General features: G+C 73.7%; 6 protein-coding genes. 4 read left to right on the top strand and 2 right to left on the bottom strand.

Going from position 1 to position 25451, the window contains the following annotated elements; translation table 11 throughout:
* Positions 1–7: 7 nt before the first annotated feature.
* Together ACZ7PG_RS45680 and ACZ7PG_RS45675 are read left to right on the top strand one after the other, a co-directional pair.
* A complete protein-coding gene (locus ACZ7PG_RS45680; RefSeq protein WP_470245460.1) occupies positions 8–15694 on the top strand; it encodes an SDR family NAD(P)-dependent oxidoreductase in 15687 nt (5228 codons plus the stop codon).
* Positions 15691–20967, top strand: a complete 5277-nt coding sequence (locus tag ACZ7PG_RS45675; protein WP_470245459.1) for a type I polyketide synthase — start codon at positions 15691–15693, stop codon at positions 20965–20967. The genes ACZ7PG_RS45680 and ACZ7PG_RS45675 overlap by 4 nt, the downstream gene beginning before the upstream one ends.
* A 156-nt stretch (positions 20968–21123) precedes the next feature.
* Here the strand turns inward: ACZ7PG_RS45675 and ACZ7PG_RS45670 are convergent, their stop codons facing one another.
* Both ACZ7PG_RS45670 and ACZ7PG_RS45665 read right to left on the bottom strand, forming a co-directional pair.
* Positions 21124–21393: a hypothetical protein gene (locus tag ACZ7PG_RS45670; protein WP_470245458.1), complete on the bottom strand. Its 270-nt coding sequence runs from the start codon at positions 21391–21393 to the stop codon at positions 21124–21126.
* A 114-nt stretch (positions 21394–21507) separates the two neighbouring features.
* The gene (locus tag ACZ7PG_RS45665) at positions 21508–22266 is read right to left on the bottom strand and encodes a thioesterase II family protein (protein WP_470245457.1); all 759 of its coding nucleotides are present in this window, start codon (positions 22264–22266) and stop codon (positions 21508–21510) included.
* A gap of 172 nt (positions 22267–22438) precedes the next feature.
* On the opposite strand from ACZ7PG_RS45665, the gene ACZ7PG_RS45660 reads away from it, so the two are divergent.
* Together ACZ7PG_RS45660 and ACZ7PG_RS45655 are read left to right on the top strand one after the other, a co-directional pair.
* Positions 22439–25021, top strand: coding sequence for a helix-turn-helix transcriptional regulator (locus ACZ7PG_RS45660; protein ID WP_470245456.1), 2583 nt, complete (start codon positions 22439–22441; stop codon positions 25019–25021).
* On the top strand, positions 25018–25215 hold the full coding sequence (locus ACZ7PG_RS45655) for a hypothetical protein (protein ID WP_470245455.1): 198 nt from the start codon (positions 25018–25020) through the stop codon (positions 25213–25215). The genes ACZ7PG_RS45660 and ACZ7PG_RS45655 overlap by 4 nt, the downstream gene beginning before the upstream one ends.
* Positions 25216–25451: the final 236 nt, after the last annotated feature.

Here is a 25451-nt window from a genome sequence, read left to right as displayed (position 1 = left end):
GTGCGGAATGCGTGAGTTTGAGACCGAATCGAATCGGGCGTCCGGGTTCGCGGAGCGGCTGACCGAACTGCCCTCCGGTGACCGCGCGGCATTCCTGGCCGACGTCGTCCACGACGCCACCCGGGCCGCGCTCCTGGCGGCCCGGCCGGACGTCCCGGCGGTGCTCGACCCGGAAAAGGCGTTCTCCGACCACGGGTTCGACTCGCTGGCCGCGGTGGAGCTGCACGCGCGGCTCACCGAGGCCACCGGGCTCGACCTGCCGGTCACCCTGGCCTTCGACCACCCGACGCCGGTCGCCGTCGCGCGCTTCCTGCACGCGGCGGTGTTCGGTGCCGAGGTCGTCCACAGTGGACCCGCACGGTCGGGCGACACGGACGAGCCGGTCGCGATCGTCGGCATCGGCTGCCGCTACCCGGGCGGGGCCGCCTCGCCCGAGGACCTCTGGCGGCTCGTCGCCGAGGAAGTGCACACCATCACCGGCTTCCCGACCGACCGCGGCTGGGACCTCGACGGCCTCTACGACCCGGACCCGGACCGCCCGGGCAGCAGCTACGTCACCTCTGGCGGGTTCCTGCCCGACGCCGGCGAGTTCGACGCGGGCTTCTTCGGCATCGCCCCGCGCGAGGCGTCCGCGATGGACCCGCAGCAGCGGCTCGTCCTCGAGACGGCGTGGGAAGCCTTGGAGCGCGCCAAGATCGACCCGACGACGCTGCGCGGCACGCCCGCCGGCGTCTTCATCGGTGCCGAGGCCCAGGAGTACGGCCCGCGCCTGCACGAGGCCCCCGACGGCCTCGACGGCTACATGCTCACCGGCAACGCGCCCAGCGTCGTCTCGGGCCGCGTCGCCTACGCGCTCGGCCTCGAAGGCCCGACGCTGACCGTCGACACCGCGTGCTCCGGCTCGCTCGTCGCGCTCCACCTCGCCGTCCAGGCCCTGCGCCGCGGCGAGACCCCGCTCGCCCTCGCCGGCGGCGTCGCGGTCATGGGCGGGCCCGGCACGTTCACCGCGTTCAGCCGCCAGCGCGGCCTCGCCGAAGACGGCCGCTGCAAGGCCTTCGCCGCGGCCGCCGACGGCACCGGGTTCGCCGAAGGCGTCGGCGTCCTGGTGCTGGAACGCCTTTCCGACGCGGTCGCGAACGGGCACACCGTGCTCGCGATCGTCCGCGGTACCGCCATCAACTCCGACGGTGCGTCCAACGGCCTCACCGCCCCCAACGGCCCGTCGCAGCAGCGCGTCATCCACCGCGCGCTCGCCGACGCCCGGCTGGAAGCGTCCGAAGTGGACGCCGTCGAGGCGCACGGCACCGGCACCCGGCTCGGCGACCCGATCGAGGCGCAGGCCCTGCTCGCCACCTACGGCCAGAGCCGCGAGACGCCGCTGCTGCTCGGCTCGATCAAGTCCAACATCGGCCACACCCAGGCCGCGGCCGGCGTGGCCGGCGTGATCAAGATGGTCGAGGCGATCCGCCGCGGCCGGCTGCCGAAGACCCTGCACGTGGACGCGCCGACCCCGCACGTCGACTGGACCGCGGGCGAGGTCGAGCTGCTGACCGAGGCCCGCGAGTGGCCCGCGGTCGAGCGTCCGCGCCGCGCGGGGGTCTCGTCGTTCGGCGTCAGCGGCACCAACGCGCACGTCATCATCGAGCAGGCGCCCGAGACCGCCGACGAAACCGTCGACACCCAGCCGTTGCCGGTCGTGCCGCTCGTCGTCTCGGCGCGCAGTGAGGAAGCCCTGCGGGCGCAGGCGGGCAAGCTCGTGTCCACAGTGGAGACGGCGGATCTCACCGAGGTCGGCTACTCGCTGGCCGGGACGCGCGCCGCGCACGACCACCGCGCCGTCGTCGTCGCCGAGACCACCGAGGACGCGATCCGCGGCCTGCGCGCGCTCGCCGCGGGAGAGCAGGATTCCGCCGTCGTCACCGGCGAACGCACGCCGGGCAAGCTGGCGATGCTGTTCACCGGCCAGGGTGCGCAGCGACTCGCCATGGGCAAGGAGCTGTACCTGGCCCACCCGGTCTTCGCCGAGGTCTTCGACGAGGCCATCGACCACCTCGACGTGCAGATGGACCGCCCGCTGCGCGACGTCCTCTTCGGCGACGACGCCGACGAGCTCAACGGCACCCAGTACGCCCAGTGCACCCTGTTCGCGATCGAGGTCGCGCTGGCGCGGCTGCTGGAGTCGTGGGGCGTCAAGCCCGCCGTGCTGCTCGGGCACTCGATCGGCGAGCTGGCCGCCGCGCACATCGCCGGCGTCTGGTCGCTGGAGGACGCCTGCCTGGTCGTCGCCGCGCGTGGCCGTCTCATGCAGGCGCTGCCCGAGGGCGGCGCGATGGTCGCGATCGCCGCGACCGAGGACGAGGTCGGCCCGCTGCTCACCGACGGCGTCAGCATCGCCGCGATCAACGGTCCCACGTCGGTCGTCGTCTCCGGCGAGCGTGACGCGGTCGAGGGCGTCGTCTCGGTGTTCCGGGCGCAGGGCCGCAAGACCAGCGAGCTGCGCGTGTCGCACGCGTTCCACTCGCCGCTGATGGAGCCGATGCTCACCGAGTTCCGCGAGGTCCTGGAGGTCGTCGACTTCGCGCCGCCGTCCATCCCGGTCATCTCGAACGTCACCGGCCGCCTGGCGACCACCGAAGAGCTGTGCTCGCCCGGCTACTGGCTCTACCACGTGCGGCGGCCGGTCCGGTTCGCCGACGGGGTCGCCGCGCTCGCCGCGGCCGGCGTCACCACCGCGATCGAGGTCGGCCCGGACGCCGTCCTCGCGGCCATGGCCGCCACCGGCCCGCACGGTGGCGACATCGCCTTCGTCCCCGCGCAGCGCCGCGGCCACGCCGAGGTCCCGGCCCTCGCCGGCGCGCTCGGCCGCCTGCACACCCGCGGCGTCCCGGTCGACTGGACCGCGTTCTTCGGCCCGGCCAACGCCGTCGACCTGCCGACGTACGCCTTCCAGCGCAAGCACTTCTGGCTCACCGCGCGCGGCGCCACCGACTTCGGGCAGCTCGCTTCCGGGCATCCCCTGCTGGCCGCCGAGATCGGCCTCGCCGACCACGACGGCCTGGTCCTGACCGGCCGGATCGGCCTGCGGTCGCACCCGTGGCTGGCCGACCACACCATCGCCGGCACGGCTCTGCTGCCCGGCACCGCGTTCGTCGAGATGGCCCTGCACGCCGCCGGGCGCGCGGGCTGCGACGTCGTCGACGAGCTGACCCTGCAGGCACCGCTTGCTGTCCCGGAGGGCCGGGGCGTCGAGGTGCAGGCCGTGGTCGGCCCGGTCGAGGACGGCCGCCGCACCATCGAGTTCTACTCACGCGCCGAGCAGGACGTCGCCTGGACCCGCCACGCCGTCGGCGTGCTGGCCGAGGCGCCGGCCGCCGAACCCGCGCCGATGACCGAGTGGCCGCCGTCCGGCGCCAAGGTCGTCGCCACGAACGAGCTGTACGAGGAGCTGGCCGCGCAGGGCTACGGCTACGGCCCGCTGTTCCAGGGCCTGCGCACCGCGTGGAAGCGCGACGGCGTCGTGTTCGCCGAGGTCGCCCTGCCCGCTCGGGACGACTCCTTCGGCATCCACCCGGCGCTGCTGGACGCCGTCCTGCACGCCACCGACTTCGCCCCTGGCGAGGCTCGCGAAGCCGACGAGATCCGCCTGCCGTTCGCCTGGACCGGCGTGCGGCTGCACGCTTCCGGCGCGACCGAGGTGCGGGTGCGAATCACGTCGCCCGCCACCGGCGGTGTCTCCCTGGAGGTCACCGACCCGGCCGGGACGCCGGTGCTGTCGGTCGAGTCGTTCCGCTCCCGCCCGGTCAGCGGCGCCGACCTGGGCCCGCGGGCCCAGGACCTGCTGCACACCGTCGAGTGGACGCCGGTCGCGGCGTCCGACGCGGATCCGGGTGAGGTCAGGCTCGTGAGTGTTCCGGACGAACGCGGGCGGGTTCCCGCTGCCGCCCGCCGGACCGCGCACCACGTTCTGGAGATCCTCCAGTCGTTCCTCGCCGAGGACACCTCGGCCAAGCTCGTGCTGCACACCCGCGGCTCGCTCGCCGACTCCGTGGTGCGCGGGCTGGTGCGCTCGGCGCAGGCCGAGCAGCCGGGTCGGATCGTCCTGATCGAGGGCGAGACCACCGCCGCGACGCTGGCCACCGCGCTCGCGTCCGGCGAGCCGGAGGTGCGGGTCGACGGCGACCGCGTGCTGGCCCCGCGGCTGGTCCGCCTGGCCACCGACGCGCCGGCCTGGCAGCCCGACGGCACCGTGCTGATCACCGGCGGCACCGGCGGCCTCGGCGCGCAGGTCGCGCGCCACCTCGTCACCACCCACGGCGTCCGGCACCTGGTGCTGCTCAGCCGCCGCGGAAGCGACGCCCCGGGCGCGGCCGAGCTGGTCGCCGAGCTGTCCGAGAGCGCGACGGTGCAGGTCATCGCCTGTGACGTCACCAAGAAGCGGTCGTTGTCGGCCGCGCTGAAGAAGATCGAGCAGCCGCTGACCGCCGTCGTCCACACCGCCGGTGTGCTCGACGACGCCCTGATCGGCTCGCTCACCGAAGAGCGTCTCGACACCGTCCTCGCCCCCAAGGTCGACGCCGCCTGGGCGTTGCACGAGCTGACTTCGGACCTGGCCGCGTTCGTCCTGTTCTCGTCTTCGGCCGGTCTGGTCGACGGCGCGGGTCAGGCCAACTACGCGGCGGGCAACACCTTCCTCGACGCCCTCGCCGAGCACCGCCGCGAGCAGGGCCTGCCCGCGACGTCGCTGGCGTGGGGCCTGTGGACCGACGACGGCGAAGCGCTCGGCATGAGCGCCGGACTGTCCGAAAAGGACCTGGGTCGGATCGGGCGGCTGGGCCTCGCCCCGCTGACCGCGGCCGAGAGCCTGGCCGCGCTGGACGTCGCGATCGCCTCGGGGACGGCCGGCGTCGTGCCGACCCGCGTCGACCGCGCCGCGCTGAGCGCTCGCGACGACGTCCCGGCGCTGCTGCGCGGCCTGGTTCCCGCGAGCCGCCGCCGGGTCGCCGCGACCACGGGCGAACTCACGCCGGAGCGGCAGTTCGCCGAGCGGTTCGTCTCGCTGTCCGAGGCCGACCGCGACCGCGCGGTGCTCGACCTGGTGCGCACCCACGTCGCGGCCGTGCTCGGCCACGACGGCCCGTCGGCGATCAGTCCGTCCCGCCCCTTCGGCGAGATCGGCTTCGACTCCCTCGCCGCGGTCGAGCTGCGCAACATCCTCGACTCCGTCACCGGCCTGCGGCTGCCCGCGACGCTGGTGTTCGACCACCCGACCCCGCGGGCGTTGGCCGAGTACCTCGTCACGCGGGTCGCCGGCCTGGCGCCCACGACGCCGATCACGCCGGTGACCACCGTCGACCCGGAGGAGCCGATCGCCATCGTCGGCATCGCTTGCCGCTACCCGGGTGGCGTGGCGACGCCGGAAGACCTGTGGCGGCTCGTCGCCGGTGGGGAAGAAGCGCTCACGCCGTTCCCGGCCGACCGCGGCTGGAACGTCGACGCGCTGTACGACCCCGAGCCCGGCAAGCCCGGCCACAGCTACGTCAAGCACGGCGCGTTCCTGCACGACGCCGCCGAGTTCGACGCCGACTTCTTCGAGATCAGCCCGCGTGAGGCGGCCGCCATGGACCCGCAGCAGCGCCTGCTGCTCGAGGTGTCCTGGGAGGCGTTCGAGCGGGCCGGCATCGACCCGGTTTCCCTGCGCGGCAGCGCCACCGGCGTGTTCGCCGGCGTCATGTACCACGACTGGGGCACCCGTCTCGGCACCGTCTCCGACGACATCGCGGGCTACCTCGGCAACGGCAGCCTCGCCAGCGTCGTCTCCGGCCGCGTGTCCTACGCGCTCGGCCTGGAAGGCCCGACGGTCACGGTCGATACAGCGTGCTCGTCGTCGCTGGTCGCCCTGCACTGGGCGGTCCAGGCGCTGCGCCGCGGCGAGTGCACGCTCGCCCTCGCCGGCGGTGTCACCGTGATGTCCACTCCGGACACCTTCGTCGACTTCAGCCGCCAGCGCGGCCTGTCCGCCGACGGCCGCTGCCGCTCGTTCGCCGACTCGGCCGACGGCACCGGCTGGGGCGAGGGCGCGGGCATGCTGCTCGTCGAGCGGCTTTCCGACGCCAAGCGCAACGGCCACCCGGTGCTCGCGCTGCTCAAGGGCTCCGCGGTCAACCACGACGGCGCGTCCAACGGCCTCACCGCCCCCAACGGGCCCTCGCAGCAGCGCGTGATCGCGAAGGCACTGGCCGACGCGGGTCTCGCACCGTCCGAAGTGGACGCCGTCGAAGGCCACGGCACCGGCACCACGCTGGGCGACCCGATCGAGGCGCAGGCCCTGCTCGCCACCTACGGCCAGGACCGCGCCGAGGACCAGCCCCTGTGGCTCGGCTCGATCAAGTCCAACATCGGCCACACCCAGGCCGCCGCGGGTGTCGCGGGCATCATCAAGATGGTGATGGCGCTGCGCAACGAGCAGCTGCCGCAGACCCTGCACGTCGATCGTCCGTCCACTGTGGTCGACTGGGACACCGGCGCGGTGCGGCTCCTGACCGAGTCGCGCGACTGGTCACCCAACGGTCACCCGCGCCGCGCCGCCGTCTCGTCGTTCGGCATCAGCGGCACCAACGCCCACGTGATCATCGAGCAGGCTCCGGCCGACGCCGAGATCGCGCAGCCGGCCGAGCCGCAGCCCGAGGCCGTCGTCCCCGTCGCGCTCTCCGGCCGCACCCCGGCCGCCGTGCGCGGCCAGGCCGCCCGGCTGCGGGAGTACCTCGCCGACCACGACGACCTCACCGTCGCCGAGCTGGCGCGTTCGCTGAACTCGACCCGCGCGGCGCTCGAGCACCGCGCCGTGGTGGTCGCCGGGACCCCGGCCGAGCTGGCCGACGGCCTGGACGCGCTGGCCAGCGGCGAGCAGAACGGCGATGTCGTCACCGAGGGCAAGCTCGCGTTTCTCTTCTCCGGGCAGGGCGCGCAGCAGGTCGGGATGGGCGCCGCGCTGGCGGAGACCTACCCGGTCTTCGCGGACGCGTTCGACGCCGTGTGCGCCGCGCTCGACCCGCTGCTCGACGTGCCGCTGCGGGACGTCGTCCTCGGGACGACCGCGCTCGCCGACCGCGGCCTGCTCGACCAGACGCAGTACACCCAGACCGCGCTGTTCACGGTGGAGGTCGCGCAGTTCCGGCTCGCCGAGTCGTGGGGGATCGTGCCCGACGCGCTGGCCGGCCACTCGATCGGCGAGCTGGCCGCGGCGCACGTCGCCGGGGTGCTTTCCCTTGAGGACGCGGCCGCTCTCGTCGCGGCCCGTGGACGGCTCATGGGCTCGCTGGGCGAGCCGCGGGGCGCGATGGTTTCGCTCGCCACGTCCGAGGAGACCGCGCGGGAGCTGATCCGCGGGCTCGAGGACGAGGTCAGCGTCGCCGCAGTCAACGGTCCCGCGTCGGTCGTCGTCTCGGGGGTCGCGGACATCGTGGCCCGCATCGAGCGGGCGGCCACGGTCGCCGACATCCGGACGCGCCGGCTGCGCGTGAGCCACGCGTTCCACTCGCCGCTGATGGCGCCGATGCTCGACGAGTTCCGCGAGATCGCCGCGGGCCTGACGTTCCACGCGCCGCGGATCCCGATCTTCTCCACGGTCTCGCCCAGCGCGGACCTGACCTCGCCGGAGTACTGGGTCACGCACGTCCGCGAAGCCGTCCGCTTCGGGGACGCGGTGACCGCGTTGACCGCCGACGGCGTGCGGACGTTCCTCGAGCTGGGCCCGGACAGCGTGCTGACCGCGCTCGGCCGGCAGATCGACGCCGAGGCCGCGTTCGTGCCCTTCGGTCGTCGCGACCGGGACGAGGTGCGCACCGCGCTGGCCGCGCTCGGCCGCCTCCACACCCGCGGTGCCGCCAAGCTCGACCGCGTGCTCGGCGACGGCCCGATCCGGCTCGACCTGCCGACGTACGCCTTCCAGCACAAGCGCTTCTGGCTCGACGCGACGCCGTCCGGCGACGTGACGGCGGTCGGGCAGCAGCCGCTGCCGCACCCGATGCTGGGCGCGGTCGTGCCGCTGTCCGGTTCGGACACCACGGTGCTCACCGGCCGGCTGTCCGCCGGGTCGGTGCCGTGGCTCGCCGACCACGTCGTCAAGGGCGCGATCCTGGTGCCCGGCACCGGGTTCGTCGAGCTGGCCATCGCGGCCGGCGACCAGGTCGGGCACTCGACGGTCGAAGAGCTGACGCTGCAGGCGCCGCTCATCCTGCCGCCGGACGGTGCCGTCGCGCTCCAGGTCGTGGTCGGTCCGGCCGACGGCGACCGCCGCCCGGTCACCGTCTTCTCGCGCCCGATCGACGGCGACGAGTGGACCCAGCACGCGATCGGCACGCTGTCCGCCGCGCCGCGGCCCGAGCCCGCCGGGCTCACCGAATGGCCGCCGGCGGGGGCGAACCGCATCGACGTCGAAGGCGCGTACGACCTGCTCGAAGAGCGCGGGTACGGCTACGGCCCGTCCTTCCAGGGGCTCACGGCCGCCTGGAAGCGGGGCAACGAGGTCTTCGCCGAGGTCGCGCTGCCGGAACCGGCGGCGTCGACGGCGAGCCTCTACGGCCTGCACCCGGCGCTGCTCGACATCGCGATGCACGCCGACCTCCTCGGCGACCCGGGCGGCGCGACGCTGCTGCCGTTCGTCTGGAACGGCGTCACGCTGCACGCCGCCGGCGCCTCGGTGCTGCGGGTGCGGATCGAGCGGCTGAACGGCGACGAGGTGTCGGCCATCGAGGTGGCCGACAGCGAGGGCCGCCCGGTCGCGACCATCGACTCGCTCGTCTCACGCCCGGTCCGCCGGGAGCTGACCGCGTCGGCCGCCGAGACCGACGGCTCGCTGCTGAAGATCGCCTGGCAGCCGGTGTCCGTGCCGCAGTCCGACGCCGCGGTGGTCGCCATCGGCCGCGGCCGCGTCGGGGTGGCCGCCACCTACGCCGGGTTCGCCGACCTCGTCGCGGCCATCGACCGCGGCGAGCCGGTACCGGCCCTGATCACGGTGACCGTGCCGGGCGCCGAAGGGGACGTCCCGGTGGCGGCCCGCGAGAACACCGCGTGGCTGCTCGCCGAGCTGCAGGCCTGGCTGGGCGAGTCCCGGTTCGGGATCACCAAGCTGGCCGTGGTGACGCAGGACGCGGTGCCCGCCGGCGAGTCCACTGTGGACGTCACGCAGGGGCTGCTCTGGGGCCTGGCCCGCGGGGCGCAGGCCGAGCACCCCGGTCGCGTGTTCGTCGTCGACGCCGATTCCGACACGGCGGCCGCGTCGATTGCGGCGGTCGTCGGCTCCGGCGAGCCGGAGGCCGCGATCCGCGAAGGCGCGGTGCTCGTGCCGCGGTACGTCAAGACGGAGTCCGACGGCGCTTCCCCTTGGGGAGCGGGCGCCGTGCTGATCACCGGCGGCACCGGCGGGCTCGGCAGCCTGCTGGCCCGCTACCTGGTGGCCGAGCACGGCGTCACCGACCTGGTGCTCACCAGCCGTCGCGGGCTCGGCGCGCCGGGCGCCAAGCAGCTGGTCGAAGACCTGAAGGACCTCGGGGCCCGGGTGCGCGTCGCAGCGTGCGACGTCACCGAGCGCGCCCAGGTCGAGAGCCTGCTCGGGGCGATCGACAACCTGACCGCCGTGGTCCACGCGGCGGGCACGGCCGACAGCGGCGTCTTCGACTCGCTGACCCAGGACCGGCTCGACTCGGTCCTGCGGTCGAAGGTCGACGCCGCCTGGCACCTGCACGAGCTGACCCACGACCTCGCCGCGTTCGTGCTGTTCTCCTCCGCCGGCGGCCAGGTGCTGCCCGCGGGCCAGGCGAACTACGCCGCCGCCAACGCCTTCCTCGACGGCCTCGCCGCCCACCGGCGGGCTTCGGGCCTGCCGGCGACGGCGCTGGCCTGGGGTCTGTGGGCCGAGAACACCGGCCTCGGCGGCGAGCTGGCCGAGGCCGACCTCGCCCGGATGGCGCGGCTCGGCCTCCCCGCGGTCACCGCGGAACAGGGTCTCGCGCTGTTCGACGCGGCAACCGCCACCGAAGACGCCGTGATCGCTCCGCTGCGGGTGGACGTCGCGGCCCTGCGGGCCCGGACCGACGACCTGCCGGCGTTGCTGCGCGGGTTCGTCCCGCCGAAGGCCCGCCGGACCGCCAAGGCGGCGAAGGCGGCCGACAACGCACTGGCCGCCGAGCTGGCCGCGCTGGCCGACAACGAGCGTGACCGCGTCCTGCTGGACATCGTCCGCACGCAGGTGGCCACCGTGCTCGGCTACCACGACAAGTCCGAAGTGGACGGCACCCGCGCGTTCAAGGAGCTGGGCTTCGACTCCCTCGCCGCGGTCGAGCTGCGCAACCTGCTCGGCACCGCGACCGGGCTGACCCTGCCGGCGACGCTGATCTTCGACCACCCGACCGCCAAGGCGGTGGCGGACTTCGTCAAGGGCAAGCTGCTCGGCGCGGTCGCCAAGGTCCCGGCCACCACGACCCGGACCAACGCGTCGATGCAGGAGCCGATCGCGATCGTCGGCATGGCCTGCCGGTACCCCGGCGGCGTCCGGTCGCCGGAGGACCTCTGGCAGCTGCTGGTCGACGAGGTCGACGCGGTCTCGGAGTTCCCGACCAACCGCGGCTGGGACATCGACAGCATCTACGACCCCGAGCGCGGCAAGCGCGGCAAGACCTACGCCCGCGAAGGCGGCTTCCTCCACGAAGGCACCGACTTCGACCCGGCGTTCTTCGGCATCGGCCCGCGCGAGGCGCTGGCCATGGACCCGCAGCAGCGGCTCCTGCTGGAGACGGCGTGGGAGGCCATCGAGCGGGCCGGCATCGACCCGACCGCGCTGCGCGGCAGCATGACCGGCGTCTTCACCGGCGCGATGTACGACGACTACGGCAGCCGCGTTCCCGGCGCGCCCCTCGACGTCGCCGCCTACATCCCCAACGGCAGCTCGGGCGCGGTCGTCTCCGGCCGCATCTCCTACCTGCTCGGCCTCGAGGGCCCGTGCATGACGGTCGACACCGCGTGCTCGTCCTCGCTGGTCACGCTGCACCTCGCGGTGCAGGCGCTGCGGGCGGGGGAGTGCGGGCTGGCCCTCGCGGGCGGTGTCACGCTGCTCTCGCAGCCGGACCTGTTCGTCGACTCCAGCCGTCAGGGTGTGCTTTCGCCCAACGGCCGGTCGAAGTCCTTCTCCGCGGCGTCCGACGGCGTCGGCTGGGCCGAGGGCGCGGGCCTGCTCCTGCTGGAGCGGCTGTCCGACGCGCAGCGCAACGGCCACGAGGTCCTCGCGGTGGTCCGCTCCAGCGCCGTCAACCAGGACGGCGCGTCCAACGGCCTCACCGCGCCGAACGGGCCGTCGCAGGAGCGCGTGATCCACGCGGCCCTCGCGGCGGGCGGCCTGACACCGTCCGAAGTGGACGCCGTCGAGGCGCACGGTTCGGGCACCAAGCTGGGTGACCCGATCGAGGCGCAGGCGCTGCTGGCCACCTACGGCCAGGACCGTCCGGACGGGCGGCCGCTGTACCTGGGCTCGGTGAAGTCCAACATCGGCCACGCGCAGGCGTCCGGCGGTGCGGCGGGAGTCATCAAGGTCGTGCAGGCGATGCGGCACAACACGCTGCCGAAGTCGCTGCACATCGACGCGCCGTCGCCGGTCGTCGACTGGACCACGGGCGACATCGAGCTGCTGACCGAGGCCCGGCCGTGGCTGCCCAACGGGCGTCCGCGCCGCGCCGGCGTCTCGTCGTTCGGCATCAGCGGTACCAACGCGCACATCATCATCGAGGAGGCACCGCCGTCCACTGTGGAACGTCCACGCCGGACGGCACCGGAGCTGCCGACGGTTCCGCTCCCGATCGCCGGGACCACGGCCGCCGCGCTCGCCGACCAGGCGGCCCGGATGGCCGCGTGGATCCGGTCGAACCCGGAGCTGGACCTGACCGACGTCGGCTACTCGCTCGCCACCGGGCGGGCCGCGCTCGACCACCGCTCGGTGGTCCTGGCGGCGAACCGGGACGCCGCCTTGAAGGCCCTCGACGGGCTCGCCACCGGCGGGACCCCGGCGGGCACGGTGACCGGCGCGACCAGCGCGGCCGACCTGACGGCGTTCCTGTTCACCGGGCAGGGCGCTCAGCAGCCGGGCATGGGAAGCCGGCTGTACGAGGCCTTCCCGGTCTTCGCCGGCGCGTTCGACGAGGCCTGTGGCCTCTTCGACACCGAGGTCCCGCTCAAGGACGTCATCCGGGACGGCAGCCCGCTGCTGAACGAGACCGCGTACACGCAGTGCGCGCTCTTCGCGATCGAGGTCGCGCTCTACCGCCTGGTCGAGTCGTGGGGCATCACGCCGGACTACGTCGCCGGGCACTCGATCGGCGAGCTGGCCGCCGCGCACGTCGCCGGGGTGCTCTCCCTGGTCGACGCGTGCACCCTGGTCGCGGCTCGTGGGCGGCTCATGCAGGCCCTGCCTTCCGGCGGAGCCATGGCGGCGATCGCGGCCACCGAGGACGAGGTGCGCGCCGCGCTCCCGGCCGGCGTGGACGTCGCCGCGGTCAACGGCCCGCGCTCGGTGGTCATCTCCGGCCCCGAGGCCGCGGTCCAGGCCGCGATGGCGGCCTTCAAGAACGCCGGACGGCGGACGAAGCAGCTGGTCGTCTCGCACGCCTTCCACTCCGCGCTGATGGAGCCGATGCTGGACGAGTTCGCCGTGGTGGCGGAGAAGCTGACCTACACCGCGCCGACCATCCCGGTCGTCTCCAACGTGACCGGCCGGATCGCCACCGCCGAGCAGCTCTGCTCGCCGGCGTACTGGGTGAACCACGTGCGGGAGGCCGTCCGCTTCGCCGACGGCGTCGGCACGCTCCTTTCCGCCGGGGTCACCCGGTTCGTCGAGCTGGGCCCGGACGCCGTCCTGACCGGCATGGCCCGCGAGTGCGACACCTCCGTCGCCGACCGGCCCGACCGGGTCGTGGGCGTGCCCGCGCTGCGCCGGGGCCGCGACGAGGTGTCCACGCTGTTCACGGCGCTGGCCACGTTGTACTCGCGGGGTGCGAAGCCCGACTGGGCCGCTGTGTTCGCCGGGCGCGGCGCGTCCACTGTGGACCTGCCGACCTACGCCTTCCAGAACAAGGCCTACTGGCTCAACGCGACGAAACGGGCCGGTGACGTCGGCTCGCTCGGCGCCAAGTCCGCCGGGCACCCGCTGCTGGGTGCGCTGGTGGAGCTGCCCGACGGCGGCGCGGTGCTGACCGGCCGGCTCGCGGTCGACCGGCAGACCTGGCTGGCCGACCACGTGGTGATGGGCCGGACGATGCTGCCGGGCACCGCGTACGTCGAGCTGGCCCTGCACGCTGGTGACCAGGTCGGCTGCGACGTCCTGGAGGAGCTCACCCAGCAGGCTCCGCTGCTGCTGCCGGCCGAGGGCGGCGTCGACATCCGTGTCGTCGTCGGCGCTCCGGGCGCGGGCGGCCGTCGCGAGCTGTCGGTGCACTCCCGCATCGAGGACGTCTGGACCCAGCACGCGGCCGGCACCCTGGCCGCCGGGGCTCAGCCCGCGGAGTTCGACCTCTCGGTGTGGCCGCCGGAGAACTCGGAAGCCGTCGACCTCACCGGCCTCTACGACGACCTGGCCGGACTCGGCTTCGGCTACGGCCCGGTGTTCCGGAACCTGCGCGCGGTGTGGCTGCGCGACGGCGAGGTGTTCGCCGAGGTGGCGCTGCCCGAGGGCACCGCGGCGAGCGAGTTCGGCCTCCACCCGGGGCTGCTCGACTCGGCGCTGGGTGCCACGGACTTCCTCGTCCCTGGCGGCCCGAAGGCGCTGACCGAGACGACGATCCCGTTCGCCTGGAACCAGGTCTCGCTGCACGCCGCGGGGGCGACGACCTTGCGGGTGCACGTCCGGAAGGAAGGCAAGGACGCCTCGCTCGCCTTGGCCGACGCGACCGGTTCGCCGGTCGCCTCGATCGAGTCGCTGGTGACGCGGCCGGTGTCGGAGGGGCAGCTGGGCGCGAAGGTGCCCGACTCGCTCTACCGGATCGACTGGCAGCCCGCGGCCGGTGTCCGGCTGGTCAAGTCCATCGAGGGCTGGGCCGTGCTCGGCACCGACGACCTCGGTCTCGGCGTCCCGACGCACGAAGAACTGGTGGCGGCCGACGTCCTGGTCCTGCCGGTCGGCTCGACCGAAGGCGACGTCCCCGCGCGGGTCCACGCGACCGTCCAGGAAACCCTGGGCCGGCTGCAGACCTGGCTCGACGGTTTCGAAGGCAAGCTCCTGGTCGTCACCCGCAACGCCGTGGCGGAGAGCCCGGACCTCGCGCAGGCGCCGGTCTGGGGTCTCGTCCGGGCCGCGCAGGCGGAGAACCCCGGCCGGATCCAGGTGGTCGACGTCGACGACCTGGCCCAGTCGATGCGGGCGCTGCCCGCGGTGGTCGCCTCCGGCGAGCCGGAAGCGATCGTCCGGGTCGGCGAGGTCCGCGTCCCGCGGCTGGCCAAGGTCACCACGATCGGTGACCCGGTCGAGTGGGACGCCGACGGCACGGTGCTCATCACCGGCGGCGCCGGGTTGCTCGGCGGCCACCTCGCTCGGCACCTGGTCGCCCGCGGCGCCCGGAAGCTGGTCCTGACCAGCCGCCGTGGCCTCGACGCGCCGGGAGCGCGTGAGCTGGTCGAGGAGCTGGGCGCCGGGGTGACCGTCGCGGCCTGCGACGTCACCGACCGGGACGAGCTGGCCACGCTCATCGGCTCGCTGCCCGACCTCACCGCCGTCGTGCACGCCGCCGGGCAGATGGACAGCGCGGTGCTCAGCGCGCTCACGCCGTCGCAGGTCACGAACGTCCTGCGCCCGAAGGTGGACGCGGCCTGGCACCTGCACGAGCTGACCGCGTCGCTGGACCTCAAGGCGTTCGTCCTCTACTCCTCGGCGGGCGGCCTGCTGCTCGCCGCCGGGCAGGCGAACTACGCGGCGGGCAACGTCTTCCTGGACGCGCTCGCCGAGCACCGTGCGGCGCTGGGCCTCCCGGCGACGGCGCTGGCCTGGGGGCCGTGGGAAGGCAGCGGGGACGCGGTCGACCTGACGCACATCGCCCGGTCCGGGGTCGCGGAGCTGGCCGTCACCGACGGTCTCGCGCTCTTCGACGCCGCGCTCGCGGCCGGTGAGCCCACGCTGGTGCCGGTGAAGCTCGCCGACCTGCGGGAAGCCGACCGGATCGCGCCGCTGCTGCGGGGCCTGGTCACGGCCACCCCACGGCGGGCGGCCGCGGCGGCGGGCCCGGCGACGGCGGCACCCGAAACCGGGTTCGCCGACAAGCTGACCGGGATGTCGGCCGACGAGCGGGAATCCGCGTTGCTGCAGCTGGTCTGCGAGCACGCGGCGGCCGTCCTCGGCTACGACGACGCTTCGGCGGTCGGCGTCGAGAAGGGCTTCACCGACCTGGGCATCGACTCGCTGGCCGCGCTGGAACTGCGCAACCGGCTCGGGGCGGCCTGCGGGCTGCGCCTGCCGGCCACGCTGATCTTCGACTACCCGAGCCCGCTGCCGCTGACCCGCTTCCTGCTCGGCGAGCTGCTGCCCGAGCTGGGCGAGCCGGTCGAAGAGGTCGCCGAGGCCAACGGAACCGACGAAGTGGCCGCGATCGCCGGGATGGACCTGGCCGACCTGGTCAAGTCCGCGATGGCGGGCACCCAGACCGATGGAGGGGACTCGAAGTGACCCAGGCGCCGTCCACCGAGCAGATCGTCGCCGCGCTGCGTCAGTCCATGATGGACAACGAGCGGCTCAAGGCGGACAACCAGAAGCTCACCGCGGCGATGAGCGAGCCGATCGCGATCATCGGCATGGGCTGCCGGTACCCCGGCGGCGTCACGACGCCTTCGGAGCTCTGGGACCTCGTCGCGGGCGGCACCGACGCCATCGGCGAGTTCCCGGAGGACCGCGGCTGGGACACCGCGTCGATCTTCGACCCCGCGGGCCGGCCCGGGACGACGTACTCGAAGGAGGGCGGCTTCCTCTACGAAGCCGCCGACTTCGAGCCGGAGTTCTTCGGGATCTCGCCGCGCGAGGCCAAGACGCTCGACCCGCAGCAGCGGATCGTGCTGGAGACGGCGTGGGAGGCCGTGGAACGCGCCGGCATCGTGCCTTCGACGTTGCGGGGCAGCAAGACCGGCGTCTTCGCGGGCGTCATGTACCACGACTACGGTGCCGGCAGCAGTGACGGCAGCCTGGTCTCCGGCCGCATCTCCTACACGCTCGGGCTCGAAGGCCCGTCGGTGTCGGTGGACACGGCGTGCTCGTCGTCGCTGGTCGCCCTGCACTGGGCGGCCCAGGCGCTGCGCCGCGGCGAGTGTTCGCTGGCGCTGGCCGGCGGCGTGACCGTGATGGTGACGCCGGACATGTTCGTCTACTTCAGCGAGCAGCAGGGGCTGTCCCCGGACGGCCGGTGCAAGGCGTTCGGCAGCGGCGCCGACGGCGTCGGCTGCTCCGAGGGCGCCGGGATGCTGCTGCTGGAAAAGCTTTCCGACGCGCGGCGCAACGGTCACCACGTGCTGGCCGTGCTGCGCGGCAGCGCGGTGAACTCCGACGGCGCGTCCAGCGGCATCACCGTGCCGAACGGGCCGGCGCAGCAGCGGGTGATCCGCGCGGCGCTGGCCGACGGCGGCCTGGAACTGTCCGATGTGGACGCCGTCGAGGCGCACGGCACCGGCACCAAGCTGGGCGACCCGATCGAGGCGCAGGCGCTGATCTCGACCTACGGCAAGGTGGCCACGCCCGAACGGCCGCTGCACGTCGGGTCGTTCAAGTCGAACGTCGGCCACACGCAGGCGGCGGCCGGCGTCGGCGGCGTGATCAAGATGGTCGAGGCGCTGCGGCGCGGCGTCCTCCCGCGCACGCTGCACGCCGAAGAGCCATCGCCGCACGTCGAATGGACGGACACGGTTTCGCTGCTCACCGCCGAACGGCCGTGGCCGGAGACCGGCCGGCCGCGCCGCGCCGGTGTGTCGTCGTTCGGCATCAGCGGGACCAACGCGCACGTGATCGTCGAGCAGGGCGACCCGGTGGCCGCTCCTTCCCCGGAGGAAGGTCCGGTGACCTGGCTGCTTTCGGCCAACGACTCGGAAGCCCTGAAGGCGCAGGCGGGCAAGCTGACCACTGTGGACGCATCCACTGTGGACGTCGGCTACTCGCTGGCGACCACCCGTACCCTGGCCGAGCACCGTGCCGGGGTCGTCGCCGCCGATCGCGCGGGCGCGATCCGGGTGCTCACCGAGTACGCGGCGGGCCGCCCGTCCGGTGTCGTCGAAGGTGTGGCGGGGGCGGGACGCACGGCGTTCCTGTTCACCGGCCAGGGCGCGCAGCGCGCCGGAATGGGCCTGGAGCTGGCGGCCGCGTTCCCGGCGTTCTCCGAGGTCTTCGACCTGGTGGCCGCCGAGCTGGACAAGCACCTCGACGTCCCGCTGAAGTCCGTGCTCGGCTCGGACGAGACCGGATACACGCAGCCGGCGCTGTTCGCCATCGAGGTCGCGGTGTTCCGGCTGCTCGAGTCCTGGGGTGTCCAGCCGGACTACCTGCTGGGGCACTCCATCGGCGAGCTGGCCGCGGCGCACGTCGCCGGCGTGCTCTCGCTCGAAGACGCCTGCACGCTGGTGACCGCCCGGGCGCGCCTGATGCAGGCGCTGCCCACCGGCGGCGCGATGGTGGCCGTGGCGGCGGCCGAAGCCGACGTCGTGCCGCTGCTGACCGACGGCGTGTCGATCGCCGCCGTCAACGGGCCCGCGTCCGTGGTGCTCTCCGGCGACGAGGACGCGGTGCTCACCGTGGCTTCCAAGTTCGAAAAGACGACGCGGCTGAAGGTTTCGCACGCGTTCCACTCGGCGCTGATGGAGCCGATGCTCGCGGACTTCGCCTTCATCGCCCGGAACCTGACCTACCGCACGCCGGAGATCCCCGTCATCTCGACGGTTTCGCCGGACGCCGACCTGACCTCGCCGGAGTACTGGGTGAGCCAGGTGCGCGACGCCGTCCGGTTCGCCGACGGGATCCGCACGCTGCTCGACGCGGGCGTCACGACGTTCGTCGAGGTCGGGCCGTCGGCCGTGCTCACCGCGATGGGCCAGACCTGCCTGGGCGCGGACGACCACGCGACGTTCGTCCCGGTGCTGCGCAAGGACCGGCCCGAAGCCGAGTCGGCGGCCGCCGCGGTGGCGTCGCTGTTCGTCAGCGGGTCCACTGTGGACTTCTCGGCGTTCTACGCCGGTGGCACGGTCGTCGAACTGCCGACGTACGCGTTCCAGCGCAAGCGCTACTGGCTGGAGAACCCGACCGGTGCCCGCGTCCGCGGCGTCGCCGAGGTCGGGCAGCGCGACGCCGAGCACCCGCTGCTGGGTGCCGTCGTCGTCGCGGCCGACTCGGGTGGCGCCGTGCTGACCGGCCGGCTTTCGGCGCGGACCCAGCCGTGGCTCGCCGACCACGTCGTGCAGGGCTCGCTGGTGTTCCCCGGGACGGCGTTCGTCGAGCTGGCGGTCCGCGCGGGCGACGAGGTCGGCTGCGGACGGCTCGACGAGCTGACCCTGGCCGCGCCGCTGATCGTGCCCCCGGAAGGGGCCGTCCGGCTGCAGGTCGTCGTGGGTGCTCTCGAATCGGAGCAGCGCTCTCTTGGCATCTTCTCGCAGGCCGAGGACTCGGCGGAGTGGGTCCAGCACGGTACTGGCCGGCTGTCCGTTTCGGCTGGTGGGCCGGCCGCGGTCCTCGAGTGGCCGCCCGCGGGCGCGGTCGAGATCGACGTGACCTCCCGCTACGACGACCTCGCCGCCCAGGGCTTCGACTACGGGCCGGTGTTCGCCGGGCTGCGCCGCGTGTGGCAGGACGGCGACACGCTGGCCGCCGAGGTCGCGCTGCCGGAGGACGCGGACGCCTCGGCGTTCGGCCTGCACCCGGCCCTGCTCGACGCCGCGCTGCACACGATCGGCCTCGCCGGGCCGACGGAGGACAGGCCGGTGCTGCCGTTCGCGTGGTCGGGCGTGTCGCTGCACGCCGCCGGCGCGGCCGAGCTGCGGGTGCTGATCTCTTCGGACGTCGAGAACACCGTCTCGCTGAGTGCGACCGACGCCACCGGTGCGCCGGTGCTCAGCGTCGAATCGCTGTCGCTGCGGCCGATCGCGGCCGACGCGTTCCGCGCCACGCGCTCGGCGGTGGACGACTCGCTCTTCCGCGTCGAGTGGCAGCCGTTCGCGGGCGACGCCGTTTCGGGCGTCTCCTCTGCGGTGCTCGGGGTCGGCTTCGGACTGCCGGGTAAGTCCTATGTGGACCTTCCCGCGCTGGTTTCCGCCGGGGTGGCGCCGGACGTGGTGTTCGCGCCGTTCGTGGCGCCCGCGACGGCGTCTCCTGGCGCGGCGCGCGAGGCGACGCATCGGTTGCTGGCGCTGGCCCAGGCTTGGGTCGCCGAAGAGACTTTGGCGTCGTCCCGGCTCGTCGTGGTCGCGGCGAACGCGATCGGGACGCGTCCGGAGGAGGGCGTCGACGATCTGACGCACGCCGCGCTGTGGGGCGTGATCCGGACGGCGCAGCTGGAGTACCCGGATCGGTTCATGGTCGTGGACGTCGACGGTGGTGACCTGCCCCTCGACGCGGTGCTCGGGGCGATGTACGCCGACGAGCCGGGCGTCGCGGTGCGCGACGGCGCGGTGCTGGTGCACCGGCTGGCGAAGTTCGTGCCCACGTCGGAACCGGCTCGCCTGGATCCTGCCGGAACGGTGCTGGTCACCGGCGGTACCGGCGTGCTGGGGCAGCTGATCGCGCGGCACCTGGTGACCGAGCACGGCGTCAAGAACCTGCTCCTCACGAGCCGTCGCGGTGCTTCGGCGCCGGGAGCCTCGGAGCTGGTTTCGTCGCTGACCGAGCTGGGCGCCGAGGTTTCGCTCGCGGCGTGCGATCTCGCCGATCGCGACGCGGTGGCCGAGCTGCTCACGGGTGTCGACTTGTCGGCGGTCGTGCACACGGCCGGCGTCGTCGACGACGGCGTCCTGCTGGCGCTGACGCCCGAGCGGATGGACGCGGTGCTGCGGCCGAAGGTCGACGCGGCGTGGAACCTGCACGCGCTCACGGCGGACCTGGACGTCCCGTTCGTCCTGTACTCGTCGGCGGGCGGCACGCTAGGCGCGGCGGGCCAGGCGAACTACTCGGCGGCGAACGTCTTCCTGGACGCGCTGGCTCACCACCGGGCGGCCTCCGGGCGGCACGCGGTGTCGCTGGCGTGGGGGCTGTGGTCCGAGGGCGGCATGTCGGGCGAGCTGGCGGACACCGACCTGATCCGGATGGCACGCTCGGGCGTGCTCGGCTTGTCGTTCGCGGACGGGCTTTCGCTGTTCGACGCGACGTTCGGGACCGAGCAGCCGTCGCTGGTGCCGGTCCGGCTGGACATGTCCGGGGTGCGGGCGGACGCGCACAGCGTCCCGGCGATGCTGCGCGGCCTGGTCCGCGGTGGCGCGCGACGTCGTGCGGAGGTCGTCGACGACTCGTGGTCCCGGGTGGTCGCCCTGCCGGCGGCCGAGCGCGGACGGGCGCTGCTGGACCTGGTGTGCGGCACGGCGGCGGTGGTACTGGGCCACGAACGCCGCGACGCGATCGACCCGCGCAAGGGCTTCATCGAGCTGGGCTTCGACTCCCTGACGGCGATCGAGCTGCGCAACCGCCTGGAATCCCTGACGGGACAACGTCTCCCGGCCACGCTGATCTTCGACCACCCGTCGGCCGGCGCGCTGGCTGCGTTCCTCGGCGACGGGCTGGCCGAACCGCCGTCCGCGGTGGAGGTCCGGCTGACGGACCTGGAGACCGAGCTGCGCGCGTTGGGTTCGTCTTCTCGCGCCGCGGTTCTCGGCCGCCTTCGCGAACTGGTGGCGACGTTCTCCCCGGCCGACCGGGAACTCGAGGAGGCCGGCGCGGACGAGCTGTTCGCGATGCTGGACGAGGAACTGGAGTCGCAGGGCTGAGTCTCCCGGCTGCCTCCCCCGGCCGGGATCAAGGGACCGCTTCCGCCAACGGCGCCGGAGGCGGTCCCTTTCGTTTGTGCGCGCCGTGAAAGTTCGTGAGCGCAGCAAAAAGGCGGTGTACGGCGACCCGAGCCGTGCACCGCCTCTTCAAGCCCGTCACACCTCGGCGAGCAGCCCCAGGGAGCACAGCGAGCCCGCCAGCAGCATCATGTCGTACCGCGTGTCCTCGACGTCGGTCTCCCACAGCGCCGCCAGCACCGCGCTCGCGCGGTCGACGTCGCCGTTGTGCTGCTTCAGGGCGATCCACATCGCCGCCGCCACCGGCTCGCACTCGACCTGGCGGCTCGAGTTGCGGCAGCTCAGCTGGAGGTGGCCGGTGGGGAGCATCCGCTGGGTGACGCCGGGAACGGTCTGGATCGCCATCATGACTACCTCCGAGGGGCGGGTCGTTTTCTCGATGTACCAAGTTTCGCGGACTGGGCCCTCCCGGACCATGGGGTCCGCACCTGAACTCCGCCTGGGGTTTCCCCACCCCACCCCCTAGGGGATCCAGTCACCCAGCCGGGCCTTGACACTGGCCAGCACGCCGTCGAGCTGGTCGTTCAGGTAGAAGTGCCCACCGGGGAACACCTCCACGACGCATTCGCCGGTCGTGTGGGCGCGCCAGGCGTCCGCCTCGGCCAGGTCGGTCACCGGGTCGTTGTCGCCCACCAGCACCTGGATCGGGCACTCCAGCTCCCGCCCAGGACGGTGTTTGTACGTCTCGACCGCCGTGTAGTCGCCGCGGATCGCGGGCAGCACGATGCGCAGCAGCTCGTCGTCGCCCAGCACGGCGCTGTCGGTGCCGCTGAGCTCCCGGATGGCCGCGATCAGGCCGTCGTCGTCGCGCTGGTGGACGTACTCGATCCGCTGGGCGGACGGCGCCCGGCAGGCGGAGGCGAACAGGCCCAGCGGCCGCGCGCCCCGCGCTTCGAGCCGGCGGGCGACCTCGTAGCCGAGCGTCGCGCCCATGCTGTGGCCGAAGAGCGCCACCGGGCGGTCGAACCACGGGCCGAGGTCGTCGGCGATCGCGTCGGCCATCGTGTCGACGTCGTCGTAGCAGCTCTCGCCGAGGCGGTCCTGCCGGCCGGGGTACTGGACGGCGACGACGTCGGCGTCCAGCCCGGCGCCGGCGGCCGCGCGCGAGAACGGGAAGTACGCGGTCGCCGACCCGCCCGCGTGCGGCAGGCAGACCAGCCGCACGGCGGCGTCGTCGGCCGCGTGGAAGCGCCGGATCCACCGGCTCGTTCTTTCGTTCACAGCAGTCACAGTTTCCGAAGTGTTCGGGGCTTTCCCCGCGCTGACAACCCCTACCGAAACTGTGTGCGATTCACTCCGTTGGGTGACTTTAGGTTGCGGTTGGCCCTGCTTAGGCGCCTGCTGCGAACGTCGTAGGGGCAGGAAGACAACCGCCTGCTTCGAGGAGCTTGCGATGGGCGCGATCTGGGGGCAGAACCGCCGCGAAAATCCGCAGGGGGCCTTGGCTTTTCTCGAGGACCTGCTGATCGAATGCGACGCCGGCACAGGGGAAACGGTGCTGGTCGGTGGGGGACCGGCCAGCGGGAAGACACACTTGCAGCACCAGGTGGTGGTGCGGGCGAAGGAACTGGGGATCGTCACGCTCACCGCCGCCGGTGCCGCCGACGAACGCGACGTGGACGGCGGGGTGATCGACCAGTTGCTGGCGAACCCGCTGCTGCCGCCGTCGCTGACCGGTGGCCCGTTCACCGACGACGTCGATGACCGGATCGCCGAGCTGTGCAGCGCGATCCACCGGCTGGCCCGCGAACGTGCGGTGCTGGTCGCGGTCGACGACCTCCACCACGTGGACGAGACCTCGGCGCGGCTCCTGCTGCGCCTGCAGCGGCGGGCGCCGTCCGCCGCGCTGCTGCTGGTCCTGAACCACGCCGACGGGTCGTACGCGGATTCGCCGTTCACCTCGCTGCCGCACCGGCACGTCGAGCTGACGCCGCTGTCCGTCCAGGCGATCGCCGAGCTGGTGCCGGCCGCCGGTGCCGGGCTGCCCGAGCAGATCCACGAGCTGAGCGCCGGGAACCCGCTGCTGGTCCGGGCCCTGGTCGACGCTCACCGCGGCAGCGTGGACACCGGCTCGGCCTACTCCGAGGCCGTCCAGCGGCTGCTGCACCGCTACGGCTCGCCGCTGCGCGAGGTGGCGACCGCGATCGCCGTGCTGGACAGCGACGTCACGACCGAGGCCGTGGCCATCGTCGCCGGGGTCGACCCCCTGGAGGCCGAGACGTCCACCGGACGGCTCGCCGACGCGGGCCTGGTCGCGGGTGTCCGGTTCCGGCCCTCGGCCGCCGCCGCGGTGGTCTGCGGGCTGCGCGGGCCCGAAAAGGTCCGGCTGCACGCCCGGGCCGCCGAGGTCAAGCACGCCCGCGGGCTGAGCCCGGCCGAAGTCGCCCGGCACCTCGTCGCCGCGGGCGAGGCGGAGCCCGAGTGGGCGCTGCCGGTGCTCGTCGCGGCGGCGGAGCAGGTCATGCTCGCCGACGACATCGAGTTCGCCACCCGCTGCCTGAAGCTCGCCGCGTCCGTCTCGACGGCGCGGTGGGAGCAGCAGACGATCTCCCAGCTGCTCGCCAAGATCACCTGGCGCGTCAACCCGGCCGCCGCCGCGCCGCACCTGAGATCGCTGCGCGAGGCGGGTTCGCTGGACTCCTCCGACCGGTTGGGGCTCGCGCGGCAGTCGCTGTGGCTGGGCGACCGGGACACCTTCGAGCGCTCGTTCGCCGCGCTCGAGCACGACGTCGAACCGCTCGACCCGCGCACGTCCGCGGAGCTGATCCTCGCGGGTTATTGGCACCACGGCGTCTCGACGACGACGGCCGACCCGGGCGATCCCTGGCTGCACACGGCGAACTCGCTGGCCGCGGTGTGGCGCACCGGGGGCACCGAGACGACGTCGGCGTGCGCGGAACGGATCCTGCAGAACTGCCGGCTGTCGGACACCTCGCTGGAGGCGCTGGCGACGGCGATCCTCGCGCTGGCCCACGACGACAAGGCCGACCGCGCGGAAGGCTGGTGCACGTCGCTCAGCGAGGAAGCCGAATACCGCGGCGCGATCACGTGGAAGGCGATGCTCGACGCGATCGGCGCGAGCCTGCTGCTGCGCCGGGGCGACGTCCCGGGCGCCGTCGACCTCGGGAGCCGGGCCTTGGGCATGCTGGACGCGCCGAACTGGGGCGTCGCGATCAGCTACCCGCTGGCGACGCTGCTGATCGCGCACACCGCGGCCGGGGCGTTCAAGGACGCGGCGGCGGTGCTCCGGCACCCGTTGCCGGACGCGGCGTGGACGACCCTCGGCGGCGTCCGCTACCTGCGGGCCCGCGGGCACTTCCACCTGGCGACCAACCGCGGTCTCGCGGCGGTGAGCGACCTGCAGCAGTGCCGCCGGATCCTGCACGAGCAGGACCTGGAGCTCCCGGCGGTCCTGCCGTGGCAGGCCGACCTCGCGGAGGCGAACCTGGGGCTGGGCAACACGGCGATCGCCGTCGAGCTGGCCAAGCAGTCACTGGCCGGCCCGGCCGACGCGTACTCGCGCGGGTCGGCCCTGCGGGTACTGGCACTGGCCGGCGACGCGGCGGCCCGCCCGGGCCTGCTGAACCGGGCGGCGGAGGCGTTCCGGGCGTCCGGCGACCGGCTGGAGCTGGCGAAGACGATGCGCACGATCAACCACCTGAGCCAGCGCGCGGAGCGGGCGGGGAGCCTGGTGAAGGCGGTGCACGTGCCGCGCCAGGGGAGGTCCCGGCCGGCGGCGCCCCGCCCGGTGGTGCGCCCCGAGCCGGCGTCGCAGTCGGCGTCCGTGCTGAGCGAAGCGGAGCTGAGGGTGGCCGAGCTGGCGGTGGAGGGCCGGACGAACCGGCAGATCGCGGAGACGCTGTACATCACCGTGAGCACGGTGGAGCAGCACCTGACCCGGGTGTACCGCAAGCTGGGCGTGGCCGGCCGGGCCGCACTGGCGGGCGAGTTCGCCGACGCCGAGGGCGGACAGTGAACGTGCTGCTGAGCGAGGTGGAGCTGCGAGTCGCCGAACTGGCCGCCGACGCGACGGCGATCGAGGCGATCGCGGAGGCACTGGGGGTCCGGCCGGAGGAGGCCGCGGGGATCCTGGAGACGGTGTACCGCAAGCTGGGCGCGGCGACCAGTGACATCCCGAAAAGCCGGGAGGGGCACCTTCACAGCTCTTAGGCCATGAAGATGCCCCTCGCGGGGCGCCGGGTGCGGTTCGGCCGGGGTCGGGCGTGCCGAGCCGGTCGACCCGGCCCGGAACGCGTTGAAGGGGCCTTCCCCGCACTGTAGACGGTGTACCGCAGGTTGGGCGCGGCGAACAGCGGTGCCCCTCGCGGGCGCCGGGTGCGGCTCTGCCGGGGTCGGGCGCGCGGCCGGAAGCGCATGAGCGGGTCACGACGTCGAGCAGAGCCCGG

The sequence above is a fragment of the Amycolatopsis sp. NPDC114504 genome (assembly GCF_055633595.1).
The sequence above is the reverse complement of the archived record's forward strand: the minus strand, read 5'-3'. Positions and strand labels throughout refer to the sequence as shown.